Origin of the sequence: Sporosarcina sp. ACRSM, assembly GCF_022346545.1 — a bacterium.
Lineage (GTDB): Bacteria > Bacillota > Bacilli > Bacillales_A > Planococcaceae > Sporosarcina.
Genome location: NZ_JAKRNU010000001.1, coordinates 188005 through 202354 on the forward strand (window position 1 = coordinate 188005; position 14350 = coordinate 202354).

Sequence of the window (14350 nt, forward strand, 5' to 3'; positions counted from 1 at the left end):
ATATTGAAAAACGAAAAAGCGGTCGTCGTCTTTAGTGGCGGCCAAGACAGTACGACATGCCTGTTTTGGGCATTGAACAATTTCCGAGAAGTCGCAACGGTAACGTTCGACTACGGACAACGCCATTCGGATGAAATCGAATGTGCAAAGAGAATAGCGGAGGAGCTCGATGTCTCGTTCAAAGTGCTCGATATGCAATTGATCAACCAATTGTCGGCCAATGCATTGACGCGGGATGACATCGAAGTGACTGAAGTGGATGGCGAATTGCCATCGACATTCGTCCCGGGACGCAATCATCTGTTCCTTTCTTTCGCAGCCGTCTATGCAGATGCGATCGGCGCACGGCATTTGATCACCGGTGTCAGTGAGACGGATTTTAGCGGCTATCCGGATTGTCGTGATAATTTTATCAAATCATTGAATGTAACATTGAATTTGGCGATGGATGGGCGCTTTGTCATTCATACACCGTTAATGTGGCTCGATAAGTCAGAAGTATGGGCTTTGGCGGACAAACTTGGTGCACTCGATTTTGTACAAGAGAAAACACTCACTTGCTATAATGGTGTTCCGAGCTCAGGTTGCGGGGAATGCCCGGCATGCGTGTTGCGCAATGAAGGTCTCGCGACATATTTAACTCAAAAGTCTGCAGGTGTTGTCAAATGATGCAGCAATTTTACCCACAAGTCCAACATAGCTATCGATTCGAATTAAACAAAGATATGCATTTTTCAGCGGCTCATTTCATTCCCGATGAAGAAGCCGGAAAATGTCAAGTGATGCATGGACATACGTACCATATCAACGTGACCATTGGCGGAAATGAATTGGATTCGCTCGGTTTTTTGATCGACTTTAAACAATTGAAAGACTTGATCCATAAAAAGTATGACCATTCCGTCTTGAATGATCATCCCGAATTCCAACATCGCTTTCCCACAACGGAAATATTGGCGGAAACGATTTGGACGACGATCCAAGATGTACTACGGACGAGGGAAAATCGTCCGGTTTGCCTGCAAGTGATCGTTCGGGAAACGCCGACAAGCTATGTTGTCTACCGTCCAGGACAGGAGGATTTGCAATGAAAATTCCTGTAATGGAAGTGTTCGGTCCGACGATTCAAGGCGAAGGAATGGTCGTGGGGCAAAAAACAATGTTTGTCCGCACAGCAGGTTGCGACTATTCTTGTTCCTGGTGCGATTCCAGTTTCACATGGGATGGAACGGGCAAAAGCGTCTCGAAACGACCGACGCAAATCATCGAAGAACTAAAAGCGATTGGCGGACAATTGTTTTCACATGTAACGATCTCAGGTGGAAATCCAGCGCTGCATAAAGGTATCGGGGAACTCGTCGACCTTTGCCATGCAGAAGGATGGAAAGTCGGGGTCGAAACACAGGCTTCGTTCTGGCAAGATTGGTTATTGAACATCGATGACATTACCTTGTCCCCGAAACCGCCAAGTTCAAAGATGGTAACGGATTTTGATAAGCTAGACCGATTCATGGAAAAACTAGCGGCTGCAAACGCCAGCCTGAAAATTGTCATTTTTGATGAGGACGACTTCAAATTTGCGGAAGAGGTCCATCTCCGTTACCCGACAGTCCCTTTCTTTTTACAAACCGGCAACGACGACATTACCACAACAGACGACGCCTTCCTCGTACCGAAATTACTGCAACGCTACGAATGGCTCATTGAACTGGCCGTCAACTCCCCCGTTATGAACGACGCAAAAGTACTGCCGCAATTGCATGCTTTAGTGTGGGGAAATAAGCGTGGCGTGTAATAGTATAATTGTAAATAAATGAAAAAGGTGCTTTCTTCGAAGTCGTTTTTAGACTTTGGGGAACAGCACCTTTTCTTCGCTTATTCATGATTGTTCAGGATATTGTTTCCGTAAAAATACTACGGATGCGGTGATCAATTCTTTTAACACATCTGTATCGATATCGGCCACTTTGTTAATATAGACGCAAGCTTTTCCCGTCGTATGTTTTCCGAATTGTGCCAACAAGCTTTCCCGTTCAGTTTCCCCCGGTGCAAAATACAAACTAATCTTCGCTTTTCGCGGAGAAAATCCAACCAGTGGTGCGTCCCCTTCATGTCCGGTTTTATAGACGTAATGATAGGAACCGAATCCAATGATACTTGGCCCCCACATTTTAGCCTCATAACCCGTTGCTTCTTTAAAAAGTTCGAGCAATCGGTATGCATCTTCCCGTTTTTTAGGACTCTCCACACTTTCAATAAACTCGATAACACTCGCGTCTGTTTCCTTCGTCTTTTGTTCATACATACGCTTTTCACTCCCATCTGATTTCATACTTCTTTTCCATTCATCATAGCATGTCTTCTATACAATAAAAAACAGCCATCAATGGCTGTTTTTCATTTTCTATTCTATTTAACAGACGCCAACTTCTTCGAACACAGCCACTTTTCTATCGACAATTGACTGGACTTCTGTCCCATCGAGCGTTTCTTTTTGCATCAACGCCTCGACTAACTGTTCGAACTGGGAAGCATTTTCCTGTAATAAAGTTTCCGTTTTCCGAAGGGCATCTCCAAAAATTTGTTGCATTTTCGCTTCTTTTTCGCCTTTATTGAACGTTAACGTAAAACCGTCTTCCAAAAGACCCGTGTCGACCATCCGCTCAATGATATCTTTCGCTTGCTGAACATCGCCACTGACACCAATACTATGTTCACCCAAATACAGCCGTTCCGCAACGCCGCCCGCGAGAATCATGCTCACTTGATCGAGCAATTCGCTGAATGTGGAAAGATGAAGCTCTTTTTGAAGCGGCGCGACATAGCCGAGCGCTTGCCCGCGCGGAATGATTGTCGCTTTACGAACCGAACCAGGCTTGGTGATCGCTGCGACGAGCGCATGACCGGATTCGTGAATAGCCACTCTTCTTTTTGTCTCCGGATCGTTCATGGTACGGGAAGTGCTTCCCAAAATTGTGCGGTCTATCGCAAAATCCAAATCGCTTTTATCGATTTCTTGACGCCCATCACGGATCGCCCTTCTGCTCGCCGTTTCAAACAGGGAGCTAAGCTCGGCACCGGAAAAGCCTGAGGTGCTTTCCGCCAACGTATCCAAGGATGCAACGACATCTGCTGCCAACAACTTGCCTTTCGCATGGATATCAATGATTTCCCTTCTACCCGTCGTATCAGGTAGAGGCACTTGGAATGAATAATCGATTCGTCCAGGACGCAAAAACGCGTCATCGAGCATATCCTTCCGATTCGTCGCCGCGATGAACAGAATACCGTCATTGTCACTGCCGCCATCCAGCTGGACGAGCAATTCAGTCAACGTTTTTTCTGCTTCTTCTCCGCCATGCGCTTTCCGTTTCGCCGCAAGGGCATCCACTTCATCGATAAAGATGACCGCAGGTGTATGCTTTCTTGCATTTTGAAACAATGTGCGCACCCGTGACGCTCCGACACCGACGAACAGTTCCGTAAAAGCCGCACCGCTCGATGAAAAGAAAGTGGCGCCGATTTCACGTGCCATCGCTTGTGCTAACAATGTTTTCCCCGTTCCAGGAGGTCCATACAATAAAATCCCTTTCGGCGCAGCAATGCCTAGTTGCGTAGAACGTTTCGGATCTTTAATGATGGATAATGTTTGGTGGATCTCTTCTTTCATTTCATCTGGAAGCCCACCGATATCTTGTAACGTAATCTCCGGCAAAGGGGTTGCTTTGGAAGCACTGTTTTTCATCGTGGAAGCGCCAATACCGATCTTCCCTTTTTTGTGAAGAACGAATAGCGTAATGAACCCCGCAATCAGGAGCCCACCCATGAGCAAACCGCCGATACCGCTTTGATCTCTATATTGATAATTGATATTATATTTTTCTACTAACTGTTCAACCAATTCACTCTGTGGACGGACTTGCGTCACATATAACGCATCATCAGTTTGCAAATAGACCGTTCCATCAGATTTTTCCTGCAAGGTTACCGGCTGACCATTCTCGGCTTGGATTGTTTGTTCCAAGGCAGAAAAGGAAATCGCCGTTCCTTTATTCACACCAAAAACATACCATCCGACACTTGTTGCGATTCCAACGACTAAGAGGACCAGGACGACAATTTTTGCTGTAAATGTAGAAATAGGCTTCAAGCCTTCCCCAACTCCTTCTTTGGTATGTGTCTATTATAATAAAAAATAGGCAAATAAGATAGGGAATTTAATGGATTTATTGAATGAATCGTGAACATCTTGGCGAATGAAGACTCAGAGGAAGGACAGGCTGGGCTGACTTCCAGCAATTCGTATTACCATGTTTTTAAAAATTGTAACGTTCGCTCACGTCCAATTTCCATCAAGGCATTTTTAGTTGCCTCATCCATATCGAATTCGGTCGCACGATAACCTTCGACGGGGATAAAAATGATGTCTTTTTCATGTTTACGGGAAATATACCTGTTATCATGCGCATTTTTCATGGTTGAGAATAGTGCTTCGAATAGCTGCAATGCATTGTGAATGGGATGGCCTTCCATGTCTTCGTTACTTTGACTCAATTTCAAGCCTAATACCGGCCGCTCCCGTTTTCCATGTTCACCGTCAAATATCCACATTGGAAAGTTGCTGAGCACGCCTCCGTCGACAACGATTGTGTCGCCGGAACCGACTTTCAATTTCACCGGTTCAAAGAAAAACGGGATGCCGCAGCTCATCCGTATTGCACGGGCAATCGGAAAATTATCCGGGACGATCCCATACTGTTCCAAGTCATCTGGAAGAACAATCATTTTGCCATGTGTCAAGTCGGAAGCCACAAGCTTTAACGAACCCGGCGCAATGTCTGCAAAGGTGTAAATGTTTTTCTTCGCCAACTTTTCCAAAAACCAATTTTCCAATGCTTTTCCTTGGTACAGGCCAAGCCGCCAATACAAGCCGAGCCATTTCATGAATGAGAATGGAAGAATCGTCCTGCGAGGATCGAGAAAAGTTGACGTATCTAACTCATCCAGCAAAGCCTCGATTTCCTTGGCCGAATAACCCGCTGCTATGAAACTGGCTAAAATGGATCCTGCGCTAGTGCCGGCAACTCTCTGAAATCGATACCCCTTCTCCTGCAACACTTGATAAGCCCCCACCAGTGCAAAGCCTTTCAAACCACCTCCGGAAAATACACCATCAATGATCATGTATGACCCCTTCCCTTTTCATGATGCCTCCGTGCCGAGAGATGAATGGAACAGCATTTATGCGCATATATAGGTAGGGTGTGATGCAATGAATCTTGTGACATAGGTAAACATGCTCATCTCTACACAACCACTACAACTGTATGAAACAAACAAGGGTCTCGATGCGTCTTCTTTGAAAGACGGCTAAATGGCGGGATTTCACTGAATGTGGGGGTATTTATTAAAAAACGCACCGGGAAAGGGGTTCCCGATGCGTTGTTTTTTAGTTATGAAATGCTTCCGGAATCGGACCGAATTTTCTTCGATGATAAAGAAGCGGGTCCTTCTCCGCTTTTTGAATATCTACTACTTCTCCGATTAAAATTGTATGATCACCAGCATCCACTTGTTTGAATGTTTTACATTGTAGAACTGCTAATGACTCGGAAAGAAGCGGGAGATTCAATTCGGATTGTGTCCATTCACATTGACTGAATCGATCGGCCACTTTACTTGAAAATAATACACAAAGATCACTTTGGTCCTCCGCCAAAATATTAACTGCGAATTGATCCGCCTTCAAAATGGAATCATAAGACGCACTTCTCTTATCAATGGACCATAGAATGAGCATCGGGTCCAATGATACGGACGCAAAAGAATTGACTGTAAGTCCAATCGGATTATTTTGCTCGTCAAAAGCCGTAATGACAGTGACGCCTGTCGGGTAATTCCCCATCACTTCTTTGAAACTTGTAATACGATCTGCCATGATAGACACTCCAGTACCATATTTTGAGACAACCTAATTTTAGTGCTCTCCTTACTATACTACACTCTTACTTGTCCCTCGCCAAATATCATGATTTTACTAGTGGTCAATGCTTTCAATCCCATCGGTCCGCGCGCATGTAATTTTTGTGTGCTAATACCGATTTCCGCCCCATAGCCAAATTCGAATCCGTCTGTGAAACGGGTCGAAGCGTTATGATAGACGGCGGCAGCGTCGACACGTGCAAGGAATTGCTCCGCATGCTGCTTGTTCATCGTAATGATCGCTTCGGAATGTTGCGTACCATAGCGGTTAATATGCTCAATCGCTTCATCTACATTGGAAACGAGCTTCACACTGACAGCCAATCCAAGGTATTCCGTAGACCAATCCTCATCGGTTGCCAGTTTGACGCCTGAGCATGTTTGGACAACTGGCTCTTCGCCGAAAACTTCAACGCCTTGTTCCTGCAATTTCGCTATTAATGCCGAGCCGTGCGCTGTAAACCAATTTTCATGGATAATGATCGTTTCGATTGCGTTACAAACGGAAGGACGCTGGATTTTAGCATTCAACACAATGTTTTCCGCCATTTCAACTTCCGCCGATTCGTCAATAAATACATGGCAATTACCGGCGCCCGTTTGAATGACCGGCACCGTCGCTTCACGGACAACCGTTTCAATAAGCGTTTTACCGCCCCTTGGAATCAATACATCCAAATAGTCATTCAGGCGGAACAACTCTTTCGCTGTTTCCCGGCTCGTATCTTCGATCAATTGCACCGCTTCTTTCGGCAAATCGCTTTTTTCAAGTGCAGCGTGAATCGAATTCATCAATGCAAGATTGGAATGTTTTGCAGAAGAGCTGCCTCGTAAAATGACGGCATTCCCCGTTTTGATCGCAAGCGTTGCCGCATCTACCGTAACATTCGGTCTTGCCTCATAGATCATCCCAACGACACCGATCGGTACACGTTTTGTTTCGATGCGCAAACCGTTTTCTTTTTCGATCTTCTCCAACGTTTCACCGATTGGATCATTCAGTTGGATCAATTGTAAAATCGCTTCAGCCATTCCTTGGATCCGCTGTTCATTGAGCATGATCCGGTCAAGAATTGCCTCTGTTAATCCGTTTGCCTTCCCTTCCGCTAAATCTTGTTCATTCGCAGAAAGGATCTTTTGGTGATCCGCTGTTAATTGTGCAGCGACTAAAGCCAATGCCGCATTTTTTTGCTCCGTCGTACAATTGATCAACTGATAGCTTGCTTGCTTTGCAGCAAGTCCTTTGCTCTTTACTTCACTCATTATATAGCCCCCCATTTCAAATTTTTGCCCACCGATCCCGGTGAATGACTTCAATTGTCGATGACTGTAAATCTGCCATCAGTTCCCGATTGCGTTTTTCAATCGTCTGCTTTAATTCTTCAGAGGAATAACTGACTTCCCCTTTCCCTAACAGGCCATTCAAGCCGAACACTTCCACGACATCCCCTTTTTGAAATTCCCCTTTCACTTTAAAGACGCCTGCAGGCAATAAGCTTTTCCCGTTATACAAAATCGCTTGTTCCGCCCCTTCGTCCACATATAGTTTTCCGGTAATTTCGGAATGGAGGAAGATCCATTGCCGATTCGTATTGAGCTTCGCAATGGACGGATTTGAAATATACGTACCATCTCCCTTTCCTTTCACAATATCAATCAATTTATCGTCACCTTTTCCGGTTCCGATAAACACCGATACTCCAAGTGAAGATGCCGTTTTGGCAGCAAGCAATTTCGATTTCATGCCGCCCGTGCCCACTTTCGAACCATTTTCATCCGCCCCGGCCATCAATTCTTCCGTAATTTCTTCCAAATAATCAAATCGCTTTGCGGTCGGATTTGTTCGGGGATTTGACTCATATAACCCATTGATATCCGTCAAGATAATCAGCTGATCCGCATGGAGAAAACCGCCAACGAGTGCAGATAGCATATCGTTATCTCCGAAAGTCAATTCCTCGACAGAGACGGTGTCATTTTCATTGATAATCGGTAAGACGCCGCGTTCCAACAGCTCCGTCATCGTTGCGAAGGCATTGCGGTAACGTTCACGATTAGAAAAATCGCTGCGCGTCAATAAGATTTGTGCAGGGACGATTTTGTACGCACTAAATTTTTCAATATAGGATTGAATGAGTAGACTTTGACCAACTGCCGCCGCAGCTTGCTTTCCTTTCAACGTAACCGGTCTCGATGGATATCCGAGGCCTGCAAACCCTGCCGCCACAGCACCTGAAGAGACAAGAATGACTTCATGTCCAGCATTTCGAAGTGCGGCAAGTGCCCCGATATGATCATCGAATTTCTGTTGATCGATTTCTCCACGATCATTCGTTAAAGAACTGCTGCCTATTTTTACGACAATCCGTTGTTTTTTCATCACGAAATCCCTACCATTTCTTATGTTTTTGCCAAATCATCGCCTACATTGCTGAAGGCAGGACAATGGAAAAAAGCCCATCCATCCTTCTGATTAAGGACGAAAGGGCTTTACTTCCGCGGTACCACCATAATTGGATGCACGCATGCATCCCGCTTTACCCCATAACGCTGAGGGAGGCGCCTATGTTTTGGCATAGGACTCCGAAGGTAGGTTCCGCAGATTGTCTGTGGTGAAGTCTTCCAGCTTGTAAACTTCACTCTCTGGCACAGCAAGTTCCTGCATACTATTCCTTCATCGACATTCGTTTGTGAAGATTTCTATTTATCATACAACAGAAACGGAATTTGTCAAGAGCACTTCACCTACGCGCAGCATCCAAGTTCCGCGCAATCAAGACCTTTCATTCCTCCATATCCGGCTGTCAATTATGATAGACTAAACAATGTAAGGAGGGCTCTATCATGAATGACAACGAAAAAATACGTGGAAAAGAACGTCGTGAATTAATCATCAGAACATTACAAGCATCCAATAAACCGATCTCAGGCAGAGAGCTCGGTGAAATGACCAATGTCAGCCGGCAAGTTATTGTAGGGGATATTACATTGCTCAAGGCTAAAAATGAACCGATTATCGCCACCAGTCAAGGTTATGTCTATCTGCCGACTCAAGGTGATCATGGAAAGATCGAAAAAACAATCGTCTGTCGCCATACACCTGAACAGACGGAAGAAGAACTACAAATTTTCGTGGATCATGGGCTCACTGTGAAAGATGTCAAAATCGAGCATCCTGTCTATGGTGATCTCAGCGCATCCATCATGGTTTCGAACCGGCATGAAGTGAAAGAGTTCATTAAAAAAGTGCGGGAAGCAAATGCCTCTTTTTTATTGAACTTATCCGAAGGTGGTACCCATCTCCACACCGTCTTGGCAGATACCGATCTTCAGCTCACCACTGCCGAAGATGCGCTACGCAAAGCGGATATCCTCGTTGAATGAGGATCATCCGTTTTGGTTTGCTAATGCCTGTTTTAATAAAACAACCAGACGACAATCGGCGCCATCACCGAGCCGAATAACGCACTTAAAGTCATCGCCACCGAACTCATCGAAGCCTCCTGTTCGCCCAACTCAAGCGCTTTGGATGTACCGAGCGCATGCGCAGACGTCCCTAAACCGAGACCGCGACCGAGCGGCGTATCAATCCGGGTCCACCGCAAAAATACCGGTCCGAATAAAACACCTGTAAAACCCGCAATCATGACAAAAACAGCCGATAAGGGAGCAATACCCCCTATACCCGCGGCGATTTCCATAGCAACCGGCGTCGTGATGGATTTCGGCAGTAACGTGAGAATGATTTCTTGAGAAAATCCGAAAAGCTGCGCAAACAATGCACCGCTGAAAAGGCCGGTAAAGACACCAAGCGCGATACCACCAAGCACCGGTAACACATGCAGCCTCAACAAATCCCTCTGTTTATAGAGCGGGATTGCCAACGCAACAATTGCCGGTCCGAGAAATCGTTCGATCCATTGTCCACCAAGCATATAAGTATCGTAGGGAATTCGGAACATGAGAAGAATCAGGATAATGAGAAACGATGAAGCAAAGGCCGGAACGAGAAACGCCCGACGATATTTGAAATACAACGCATTTGTCACCAAATAGAACACGACGGTCATTAAAACAAAACCGAGGGAAATTCCGATCATTTGCATGCGATCCGCTCCTTGCTCTTACGGGCGATCGTCTGGCTCACATAGCCCGAAACCCACATTGTCGCAAAACTGCTCAGCACAATGAGCGGGATGAGTAATATGCCTTTCCCGGTGAAGACCCCACCATAATCGATGACACCCACTGTAGCAGGAATGAAAAAAATCGGTAAATAGGACAGTAAAGCTCGTGAACCCGATTCGATCCATGGCAGCTTAATGATCTTCAAGGACAACGCGGCCAACATCAGTAACAAGCCGATAATACTTCCCGGTAGCGGGAGATGGAAATAACTTTGAAGCCAGTCCCCAACAAGCACAAAAAGATATAATATGATAATTTGTAATGCTATTTTTACATATTTCAAAACTTACAACGACATCCTTTCTCTAACTCTTCATATATAGACTACCATCAATCCGAATGATTCTAATGCAAAGACCCGATTTCATAAATGCCAAAAGAAGAACAAAAAAATGTACACATTAAGTGTACATCCAGGGCACCTATTTAGTGAACTCCGTATGATGGTTGTCCGATCCAGTTTCTTTCATTTCTTTCCCGCGTGCGTCAATTGGATCGATTGTATGTTTAAATCGATAAGCTTTATGAATAACAATGTAAATAAATATGAGCTCCACAACTAAGAAAGCAATCATAATCCAAATCCATCCCATCGTACTCAATTACTGCTCACCTTCCCGTCTAAATACTCATCAGTACAAGTCTACTACAAAGCCTTCCCGATTCCTAGGTGATTGACTGAAATTACACAAATTAGTTAGAATTTCCTCTTGACAATTCACCGCAACGCCAAATTGTGAGCTCTATTATTTCATGCTATAACGATCGTATCCCCAAGGGCGTAAGTGTAAGTATCTGTTTCATTCCCAATCATTTTGAGCAAATGATTATTAATGAAAACCCGAATAGCACTAACGCCCTGCAAGATGAATGAATGGACGGGCATCTATCATATGATGAAGAACGGACACGCTTTTTTTGACAGGCCGTGTGCTAATCATCATCAGAAGCCGACTTCACTGTCCAATTGTTTCAAATATGCTTCCATGAAGGCATGTCGCTGTTCCGCAAGCCGCTTTCCTTCTTTTGTACTCATTAAGTCTTTCAGTAACAGCAACTTTTCATAGAAATGGGTGACGGAGGCGGTTTCCTTACTCCGATATTCGGCTTCGGACATATTTTCCCTTGCGGCTTCATTTGTGTCATACAACTTCCGGCCCCTTGCTCCACCGAATGCAAACGCGCGGGCAATCCCGATGGCACCAATCGCATCAAGACGGTCGGCATCACGGACGATCGCGCCCTCCATGGATGTCAGTTCTTTTGCATGACCGCCGCTGAATGACACACTTTCAATACAGGCCAACACTTGCTGTGACAAAGATCGGTCGGCCCCTATCTTCTGTAATAGTTCAGAAGCTGTCGGTTGATCATCCGATTGATATTTAACATCATCGATATCATGCAACAATACCGCCAATCGGACAACTTGTGGATCGGCGCCCGATTCTTGCTGCAAAATCATTTCTGCGTTCCGCAGTACACGCTCAATATGCGCGAAATCATGACTGGCATCATATTGATTGTATATTTCTTCGACGAGTTGTTCACATTTCTCTATAAGGGTATTCATCAAATCACTCCATTTGTCTGTCTTATGAAAAGTAATTGCTGTGATAGGTCAGTCAAATTAACTTACCTTTATGTAAAAGTAATCAAGAAGGCGTCTGAAAATTTAGGCATATGATTGACGCAAATTGTCGATTCATGTATAGTTTAAATATCCATGCCATATGATGGATGAGACATTGAAACGCCGAGGAGGAGTATACATGTACCAGGGAAAAGTGAAATGGTTCAGCAATGACAAAGGCTATGGTTTCATCGAAGCGGATGACGGGGAAGATGTGTTCGTCCACTTTACCGGTATAGTATCAGATGGCTTTAAGTCGCTCGATGAAGGGCAATCCGTATCCTTCGAAATCATCGAAGGGAATCGCGGACCTCAGGCGGCGAATGTCTTAAAAATTGACGATGAATGATCAGAACTTAGGCGCCCGGATTTTGCATTGCACTTCAAAATCTACGGGCGCCCTATTCTTTTGTAAAATGAAGTTAAACAGTAAATCCCGCTGATGTCAATTGCAGCGGGATATTATTTTGTAATTTTATTTAATTCCTGTCCTAGAAACTGTAATTGCTCACCAATCGTGCAAGTCGTAATACAAAATCGATGTGCACCGGGTTTCCCTTTTTCTTTGGACAATTGCCGTTTCACAAAACATTCTTCACAATAGACATCCAATATTTCCGTGATTTCATTCATCACATTGGTTTTGTTCATAACAACCTCCCATAGACACGATTCATTTATTTTAATATGCTTTGTACAAGGTTGCAACTTTCCATACGCAAACCGATCGGAGCAGGACATTGTCAACAATATATATGCCTGTCACTTAATAATTTAACCAATGGAGTTGAAAACATGCTGGAAGTATATGTGGACGGAGCGAGTGCGGGGAATCCAGGTAAGAGCGGTATTGGTATTTTTATCAAAGGGGAAGGACATCACCTGAAAATTTCCGAGCGAATTGAGCCCACGAATAATCATACGGCTGAGTTCCAGGCATTATTACGAGGGATGGAAGAAGCGGCAAAACTAACAACTGGAATCGTCTCAGTCCGTTCAGATTCCCAAGTTGTCGTCATGGCCGTTGAAAAAGAATTCGTCAAAAATGAGTACCATAAAGAACTATTGACAAAAATTCTCGATATTGCCAAAACGTTCGATTTCTTTTTCATCAAATGGATTCCTGATGAAGAGAACCGGGCCGCAGACGCCTTAGCCAGAGAAGCTATCCATAAAAAAGAAAACTAACCCATCTTGGCGTTAGTTTTCTTTTTTTGAAATATCACATGTCCACTTTCATAAACGTGACTGTATGGTCATTCAAATCGTACAAGACCCATTCACGATCCCCGATGACTGCACCTACATTGACCAGCACTCGTTCCCCTGCGACGTCATAGGGAACACCGAATTCGATGGCTTGATCGACGCCATCCCTCGATAAAGCCGACCGATGGCTATGCCCATAAAAAACAGGTGATGTATCCACCTCCGCATGGATGAGCGACCACGGTTCACCGCCCCACTGCCACTGATGGCCATGGATCACTTCTGCTTGGCCGATTTCCAATGTCTCCGGCAAAGTGGATAACTTTTCCCGTAACGGGTCTTCCGTTTCCGTAATTTGAACAATTCGTTCTTCCTGATTGCCCCTCACTGAAAAAAACGTCAGCAATTCAGGAAATCCTTCTGGAATGATCATGACCTCTTCCAATGTCAGGAACTTTTTATCCGTTATATCCTTTTTACTGATTGTACATTCAAACAAGTCTCCCGTTCCGACCCGGATAGCTTCGGGTGCCCGCTCCGTAATATGGGCGAGCACTTTTTCCAGGTCTTCTTTGGATGAATGAATATCTCCCAATAATGCGTAATTCAATGTTAAAGCCTCCATCATCGGTTAATAAGTTTTAATGAATAAGCCTTCCGTTTCAGACCATTCACCATATGCGATTCGCTTTGGATCAGGGTACCCTTCTTTCGCAAGTTCGTCCATGAGCCATTTGCGGTCTTTCCCGGCAAACGCAAGCACTTCCTCCTTCACTTCACCTTCATCGATCAGGAGCACGGTCGGTTCTTCCTCTGCCGCCCCATCTTGTAAAGTCCCGTTCGTTACCGGTTCAAAGCGAGCATATGGATTGACCGTCACATCTCCGTCAGGTTCTAAAAACAGATCCCGCACTTCCCGAAGCGTGAAAATTCCCTGCTTCCGCAAAGCTGTTCGCAACTGTTCCATCTCAAGATGATGCTTATTGAACTTTTTCATATCGAGTTCGCCATCACTGATCAGTTTGACAGGCTCACCTTTCAATAAAAGCCGAATCGGATTCCATTTTTTCGTCGCTCTTTCAATGAAATAGATAAGTATTGCCCATAATGCGATGGCAAACAAGAAATGTGTAATTTTTATTTTCTCATCAAAGAGGCTTTCTTCCAAAATGCCCCCGAGCACGAGCGTATAGACAAAGTCATAAGGTGTCAATTGTGCCAATTCTTTCTTGCCAAGAAGACGCACGATGACGAGCAACGCACAGAGGCCGATGACAAGTTTTAGTAAAGTATCGTGATACATCCTTTCGTAACCCCCTCAACTTACCGAGTTACAGA

The 14350-nt window shown here is 44.8% G+C and carries 19 protein-coding genes and 1 other annotated feature; of the genes, 6 read left to right on the top strand and 13 right to left on the bottom strand.

Features of this window, described 5'->3' with window-relative positions; genetic code table 11:
• Positions 1 to 3 precede the first annotated feature (3 nt).
• From queC to queE, 3 genes are read left to right on the top strand one after another with little or no spacing between them, the layout of a single operon-like run.
• Complete coding sequence (gene queC / locus MHZ95_RS00860) at positions 4 to 669, top strand: 7-cyano-7-deazaguanine synthase QueC (RefSeq protein ID WP_239388510.1); 666 nt, start codon at positions 4 to 6, stop codon at positions 667 to 669.
• Positions 666 to 1091 carry a 6-carboxytetrahydropterin synthase QueD gene (gene queD / locus MHZ95_RS00865; protein WP_239388511.1) on the top strand — a complete coding sequence of 142 codons (426 nt, stop codon included), beginning with the start codon at positions 666 to 668 and terminating at the stop codon, positions 1089 to 1091. The genes queC and queD overlap by 4 nt, the downstream gene beginning before the upstream one ends.
• The gene (gene queE, locus MHZ95_RS00870; protein WP_239388513.1) at positions 1088 to 1795 is read left to right on the top strand and encodes a 7-carboxy-7-deazaguanine synthase QueE; all 708 of its coding nucleotides are present in this window, start codon (positions 1088 to 1090) and stop codon (positions 1793 to 1795) included. Before queD ends, queE begins: the two co-directional genes overlap by 4 nt.
• Positions 1796 to 1879: 84 nt before the next feature.
• Here the strand turns inward: queE and MHZ95_RS00875 are convergent, their stop codons facing one another.
• The 6 genes from MHZ95_RS00875 to proB form a co-directional block, all read right to left on the bottom strand.
• Complete coding sequence (locus tag MHZ95_RS00875; protein WP_239388515.1) at positions 1880 to 2305, bottom strand: DUF1801 domain-containing protein; 426 nt, start codon at positions 2303 to 2305, stop codon at positions 1880 to 1882.
• A gap of 108 nt (positions 2306 to 2413) precedes the next feature.
• Positions 2414 to 4150 (bottom strand): AAA family ATPase, encoded by a 1737-nt coding sequence (locus MHZ95_RS00880; RefSeq protein ID WP_239388516.1) that lies wholly within the window; start codon positions 4148 to 4150, stop codon positions 2414 to 2416.
• A gap of 155 nt (positions 4151 to 4305) precedes the next feature.
• Positions 4306 to 5184, bottom strand: a complete 879-nt coding sequence (locus MHZ95_RS00885) for a patatin-like phospholipase family protein (protein ID WP_239388518.1) — start codon at positions 5182 to 5184, stop codon at positions 4306 to 4308.
• A gap of 265 nt (positions 5185 to 5449) precedes the next feature.
• Positions 5450 to 5938: a flavin reductase family protein gene (locus tag MHZ95_RS00890; RefSeq protein WP_239388520.1), complete on the bottom strand. Its 489-nt coding sequence runs from the start codon at positions 5936 to 5938 to the stop codon at positions 5450 to 5452.
• A 59-nt stretch (positions 5939 to 5997) separates the two neighbouring features.
• A complete protein-coding gene (locus MHZ95_RS00895) occupies positions 5998 to 7245 on the bottom strand; it encodes a glutamate-5-semialdehyde dehydrogenase (protein ID WP_239388522.1) in 1248 nt (415 codons plus the stop codon).
• A 16-nt stretch (positions 7246 to 7261) separates the two neighbouring features.
• Positions 7262 to 8362 (bottom strand): glutamate 5-kinase, encoded by a 1101-nt coding sequence (gene proB, locus MHZ95_RS00900; RefSeq protein ID WP_239388524.1) that lies wholly within the window; start codon positions 8360 to 8362, stop codon positions 7262 to 7264.
• A 92-nt stretch (positions 8363 to 8454) separates the two neighbouring features.
• Positions 8455 to 8672, bottom strand: a binding site (T-box leader).
• Positions 8673 to 8826: 154 nt separating this feature from the next.
• Here proB and MHZ95_RS00905 point away from each other — a divergent pair.
• Positions 8827 to 9366, top strand: coding sequence for a transcription repressor NadR (locus tag MHZ95_RS00905; protein WP_239388526.1), 540 nt, complete (start codon positions 8827 to 8829; stop codon positions 9364 to 9366).
• A 32-nt stretch (positions 9367 to 9398) separates the two neighbouring features.
• On the opposite strand, the gene MHZ95_RS00910 is transcribed toward MHZ95_RS00905, so the two are convergent.
• The 4 genes from MHZ95_RS00910 to MHZ95_RS00925 all read right to left on the bottom strand — a co-directional run bounded on the left by MHZ95_RS00910 (position 9399) and on the right by MHZ95_RS00925 (position 11743).
• Positions 9399 to 10088 (bottom strand): LrgB family protein, encoded by a 690-nt coding sequence (locus tag MHZ95_RS00910; protein WP_239388528.1) that lies wholly within the window; start codon positions 10086 to 10088, stop codon positions 9399 to 9401.
• Entirely contained in the window at positions 10079 to 10453 is a 375-nt protein-coding gene (locus MHZ95_RS00915) for a CidA/LrgA family holin-like protein (protein WP_239388530.1), read from the bottom strand. The genes MHZ95_RS00910 and MHZ95_RS00915 overlap by 10 nt, the downstream gene beginning before the upstream one ends.
• Before the next feature lie 139 nt (positions 10454 to 10592).
• The gene (locus MHZ95_RS00920) at positions 10593 to 10772 is read right to left on the bottom strand and encodes a YtzI protein (protein ID WP_239388532.1); all 180 of its coding nucleotides are present in this window, start codon (positions 10770 to 10772) and stop codon (positions 10593 to 10595) included.
• Between the two features lie 341 nt (positions 10773 to 11113).
• Entirely contained in the window at positions 11114 to 11743 is a 630-nt protein-coding gene (locus tag MHZ95_RS00925; RefSeq protein WP_239388534.1) for an HD domain-containing protein, read from the bottom strand.
• A gap of 199 nt (positions 11744 to 11942) precedes the next feature.
• On the opposite strand from MHZ95_RS00925, the gene MHZ95_RS00930 reads away from it, so the two are divergent.
• Complete coding sequence (locus tag MHZ95_RS00930) at positions 11943 to 12152, top strand: cold-shock protein (RefSeq protein ID WP_239388536.1); 210 nt, start codon at positions 11943 to 11945, stop codon at positions 12150 to 12152.
• Positions 12153 to 12265: 113 nt separating this feature from the next.
• Here MHZ95_RS00930 and MHZ95_RS00935 read toward each other — a convergent pair whose 3' ends face one another.
• The gene (locus MHZ95_RS00935) at positions 12266 to 12454 is read right to left on the bottom strand and encodes a zinc-finger domain-containing protein (RefSeq protein ID WP_239388538.1); all 189 of its coding nucleotides are present in this window, start codon (positions 12452 to 12454) and stop codon (positions 12266 to 12268) included.
• A 144-nt stretch (positions 12455 to 12598) separates the two neighbouring features.
• Between MHZ95_RS00935 and MHZ95_RS00940 the strand changes: the two genes are divergently transcribed.
• Positions 12599 to 12991, top strand: a complete 393-nt coding sequence (locus MHZ95_RS00940; protein ID WP_239388540.1) for a ribonuclease HI family protein — start codon at positions 12599 to 12601, stop codon at positions 12989 to 12991.
• Positions 12992 to 13025: 34 nt separating this feature from the next.
• Here the strand turns inward: MHZ95_RS00940 and MHZ95_RS00945 are convergent, their stop codons facing one another.
• Both MHZ95_RS00945 and MHZ95_RS00950 read right to left on the bottom strand, forming a co-directional pair.
• Positions 13026 to 13622 carry a metallophosphoesterase family protein gene (locus tag MHZ95_RS00945; RefSeq protein ID WP_239388542.1) on the bottom strand — a complete coding sequence of 199 codons (597 nt, stop codon included), beginning with the start codon at positions 13620 to 13622 and terminating at the stop codon, positions 13026 to 13028.
• Positions 13623 to 13643: 21 nt separating this feature from the next.
• Entirely contained in the window at positions 13644 to 14315 is a 672-nt protein-coding gene (locus MHZ95_RS00950; protein ID WP_239388544.1) for a DUF421 domain-containing protein, read from the bottom strand.
• Positions 14316 to 14350 lie beyond the last annotated feature (35 nt).

Coding starts and splice junctions, on each gene's coding strand:
- queD (WP_239388511.1), top strand. CDS start 666: ATGATGCAGCAATTTTACCCACAAGTCCAACATAGCTATCGATTCGAA.
- queE (WP_239388513.1), top strand. CDS start 1,088: ATGAAAATTCCTGTAATGGAAGTGTTCGGTCCGACGATTCAAGGCGAA.
- MHZ95_RS00875 (WP_239388515.1), bottom strand. CDS start 2,305: ATGTATGAACAAAAGACGAAGGAAACAGACGCGAGTGTTATCGAGTTT.
- MHZ95_RS00885 (WP_239388518.1), bottom strand. CDS start 5,184: ATGATCATTGATGGTGTATTTTCCGGAGGTGGTTTGAAAGGCTTTGCA.
- MHZ95_RS00890 (WP_239388520.1), bottom strand. CDS start 5,938: ATGGCAGATCGTATTACAAGTTTCAAAGAAGTGATGGGGAATTACCCG.
- MHZ95_RS00895 (WP_239388522.1), bottom strand. CDS start 7,245: ATGAGTGAAGTAAAGAGCAAAGGACTTGCTGCAAAGCAAGCAAGCTAT.
- proB (WP_239388524.1), bottom strand. CDS start 8,362: ATGAAAAAACAACGGATTGTCGTAAAAATAGGCAGCAGTTCTTTAACG.
- MHZ95_RS00905 (WP_239388526.1), top strand. CDS start 8,827: ATGAATGACAACGAAAAAATACGTGGAAAAGAACGTCGTGAATTAATC.
- MHZ95_RS00910 (WP_239388528.1), bottom strand. CDS start 10,088: ATGCAAATGATCGGAATTTCCCTCGGTTTTGTTTTAATGACCGTCGTG.
- MHZ95_RS00925 (WP_239388534.1), bottom strand. CDS start 11,743: ATGAATACCCTTATAGAGAAATGTGAACAACTCGTCGAAGAAATATAC.
- MHZ95_RS00930 (WP_239388536.1), top strand. CDS start 11,943: ATGTACCAGGGAAAAGTGAAATGGTTCAGCAATGACAAAGGCTATGGT.
- MHZ95_RS00935 (WP_239388538.1), bottom strand. CDS start 12,454: ATGAACAAAACCAATGTGATGAATGAAATCACGGAAATATTGGATGTC.
- MHZ95_RS00940 (WP_239388540.1), top strand. CDS start 12,599: ATGCTGGAAGTATATGTGGACGGAGCGAGTGCGGGGAATCCAGGTAAG.
- MHZ95_RS00950 (WP_239388544.1), bottom strand. CDS start 14,315: ATGTATCACGATACTTTACTAAAACTTGTCATCGGCCTCTGTGCGTTG.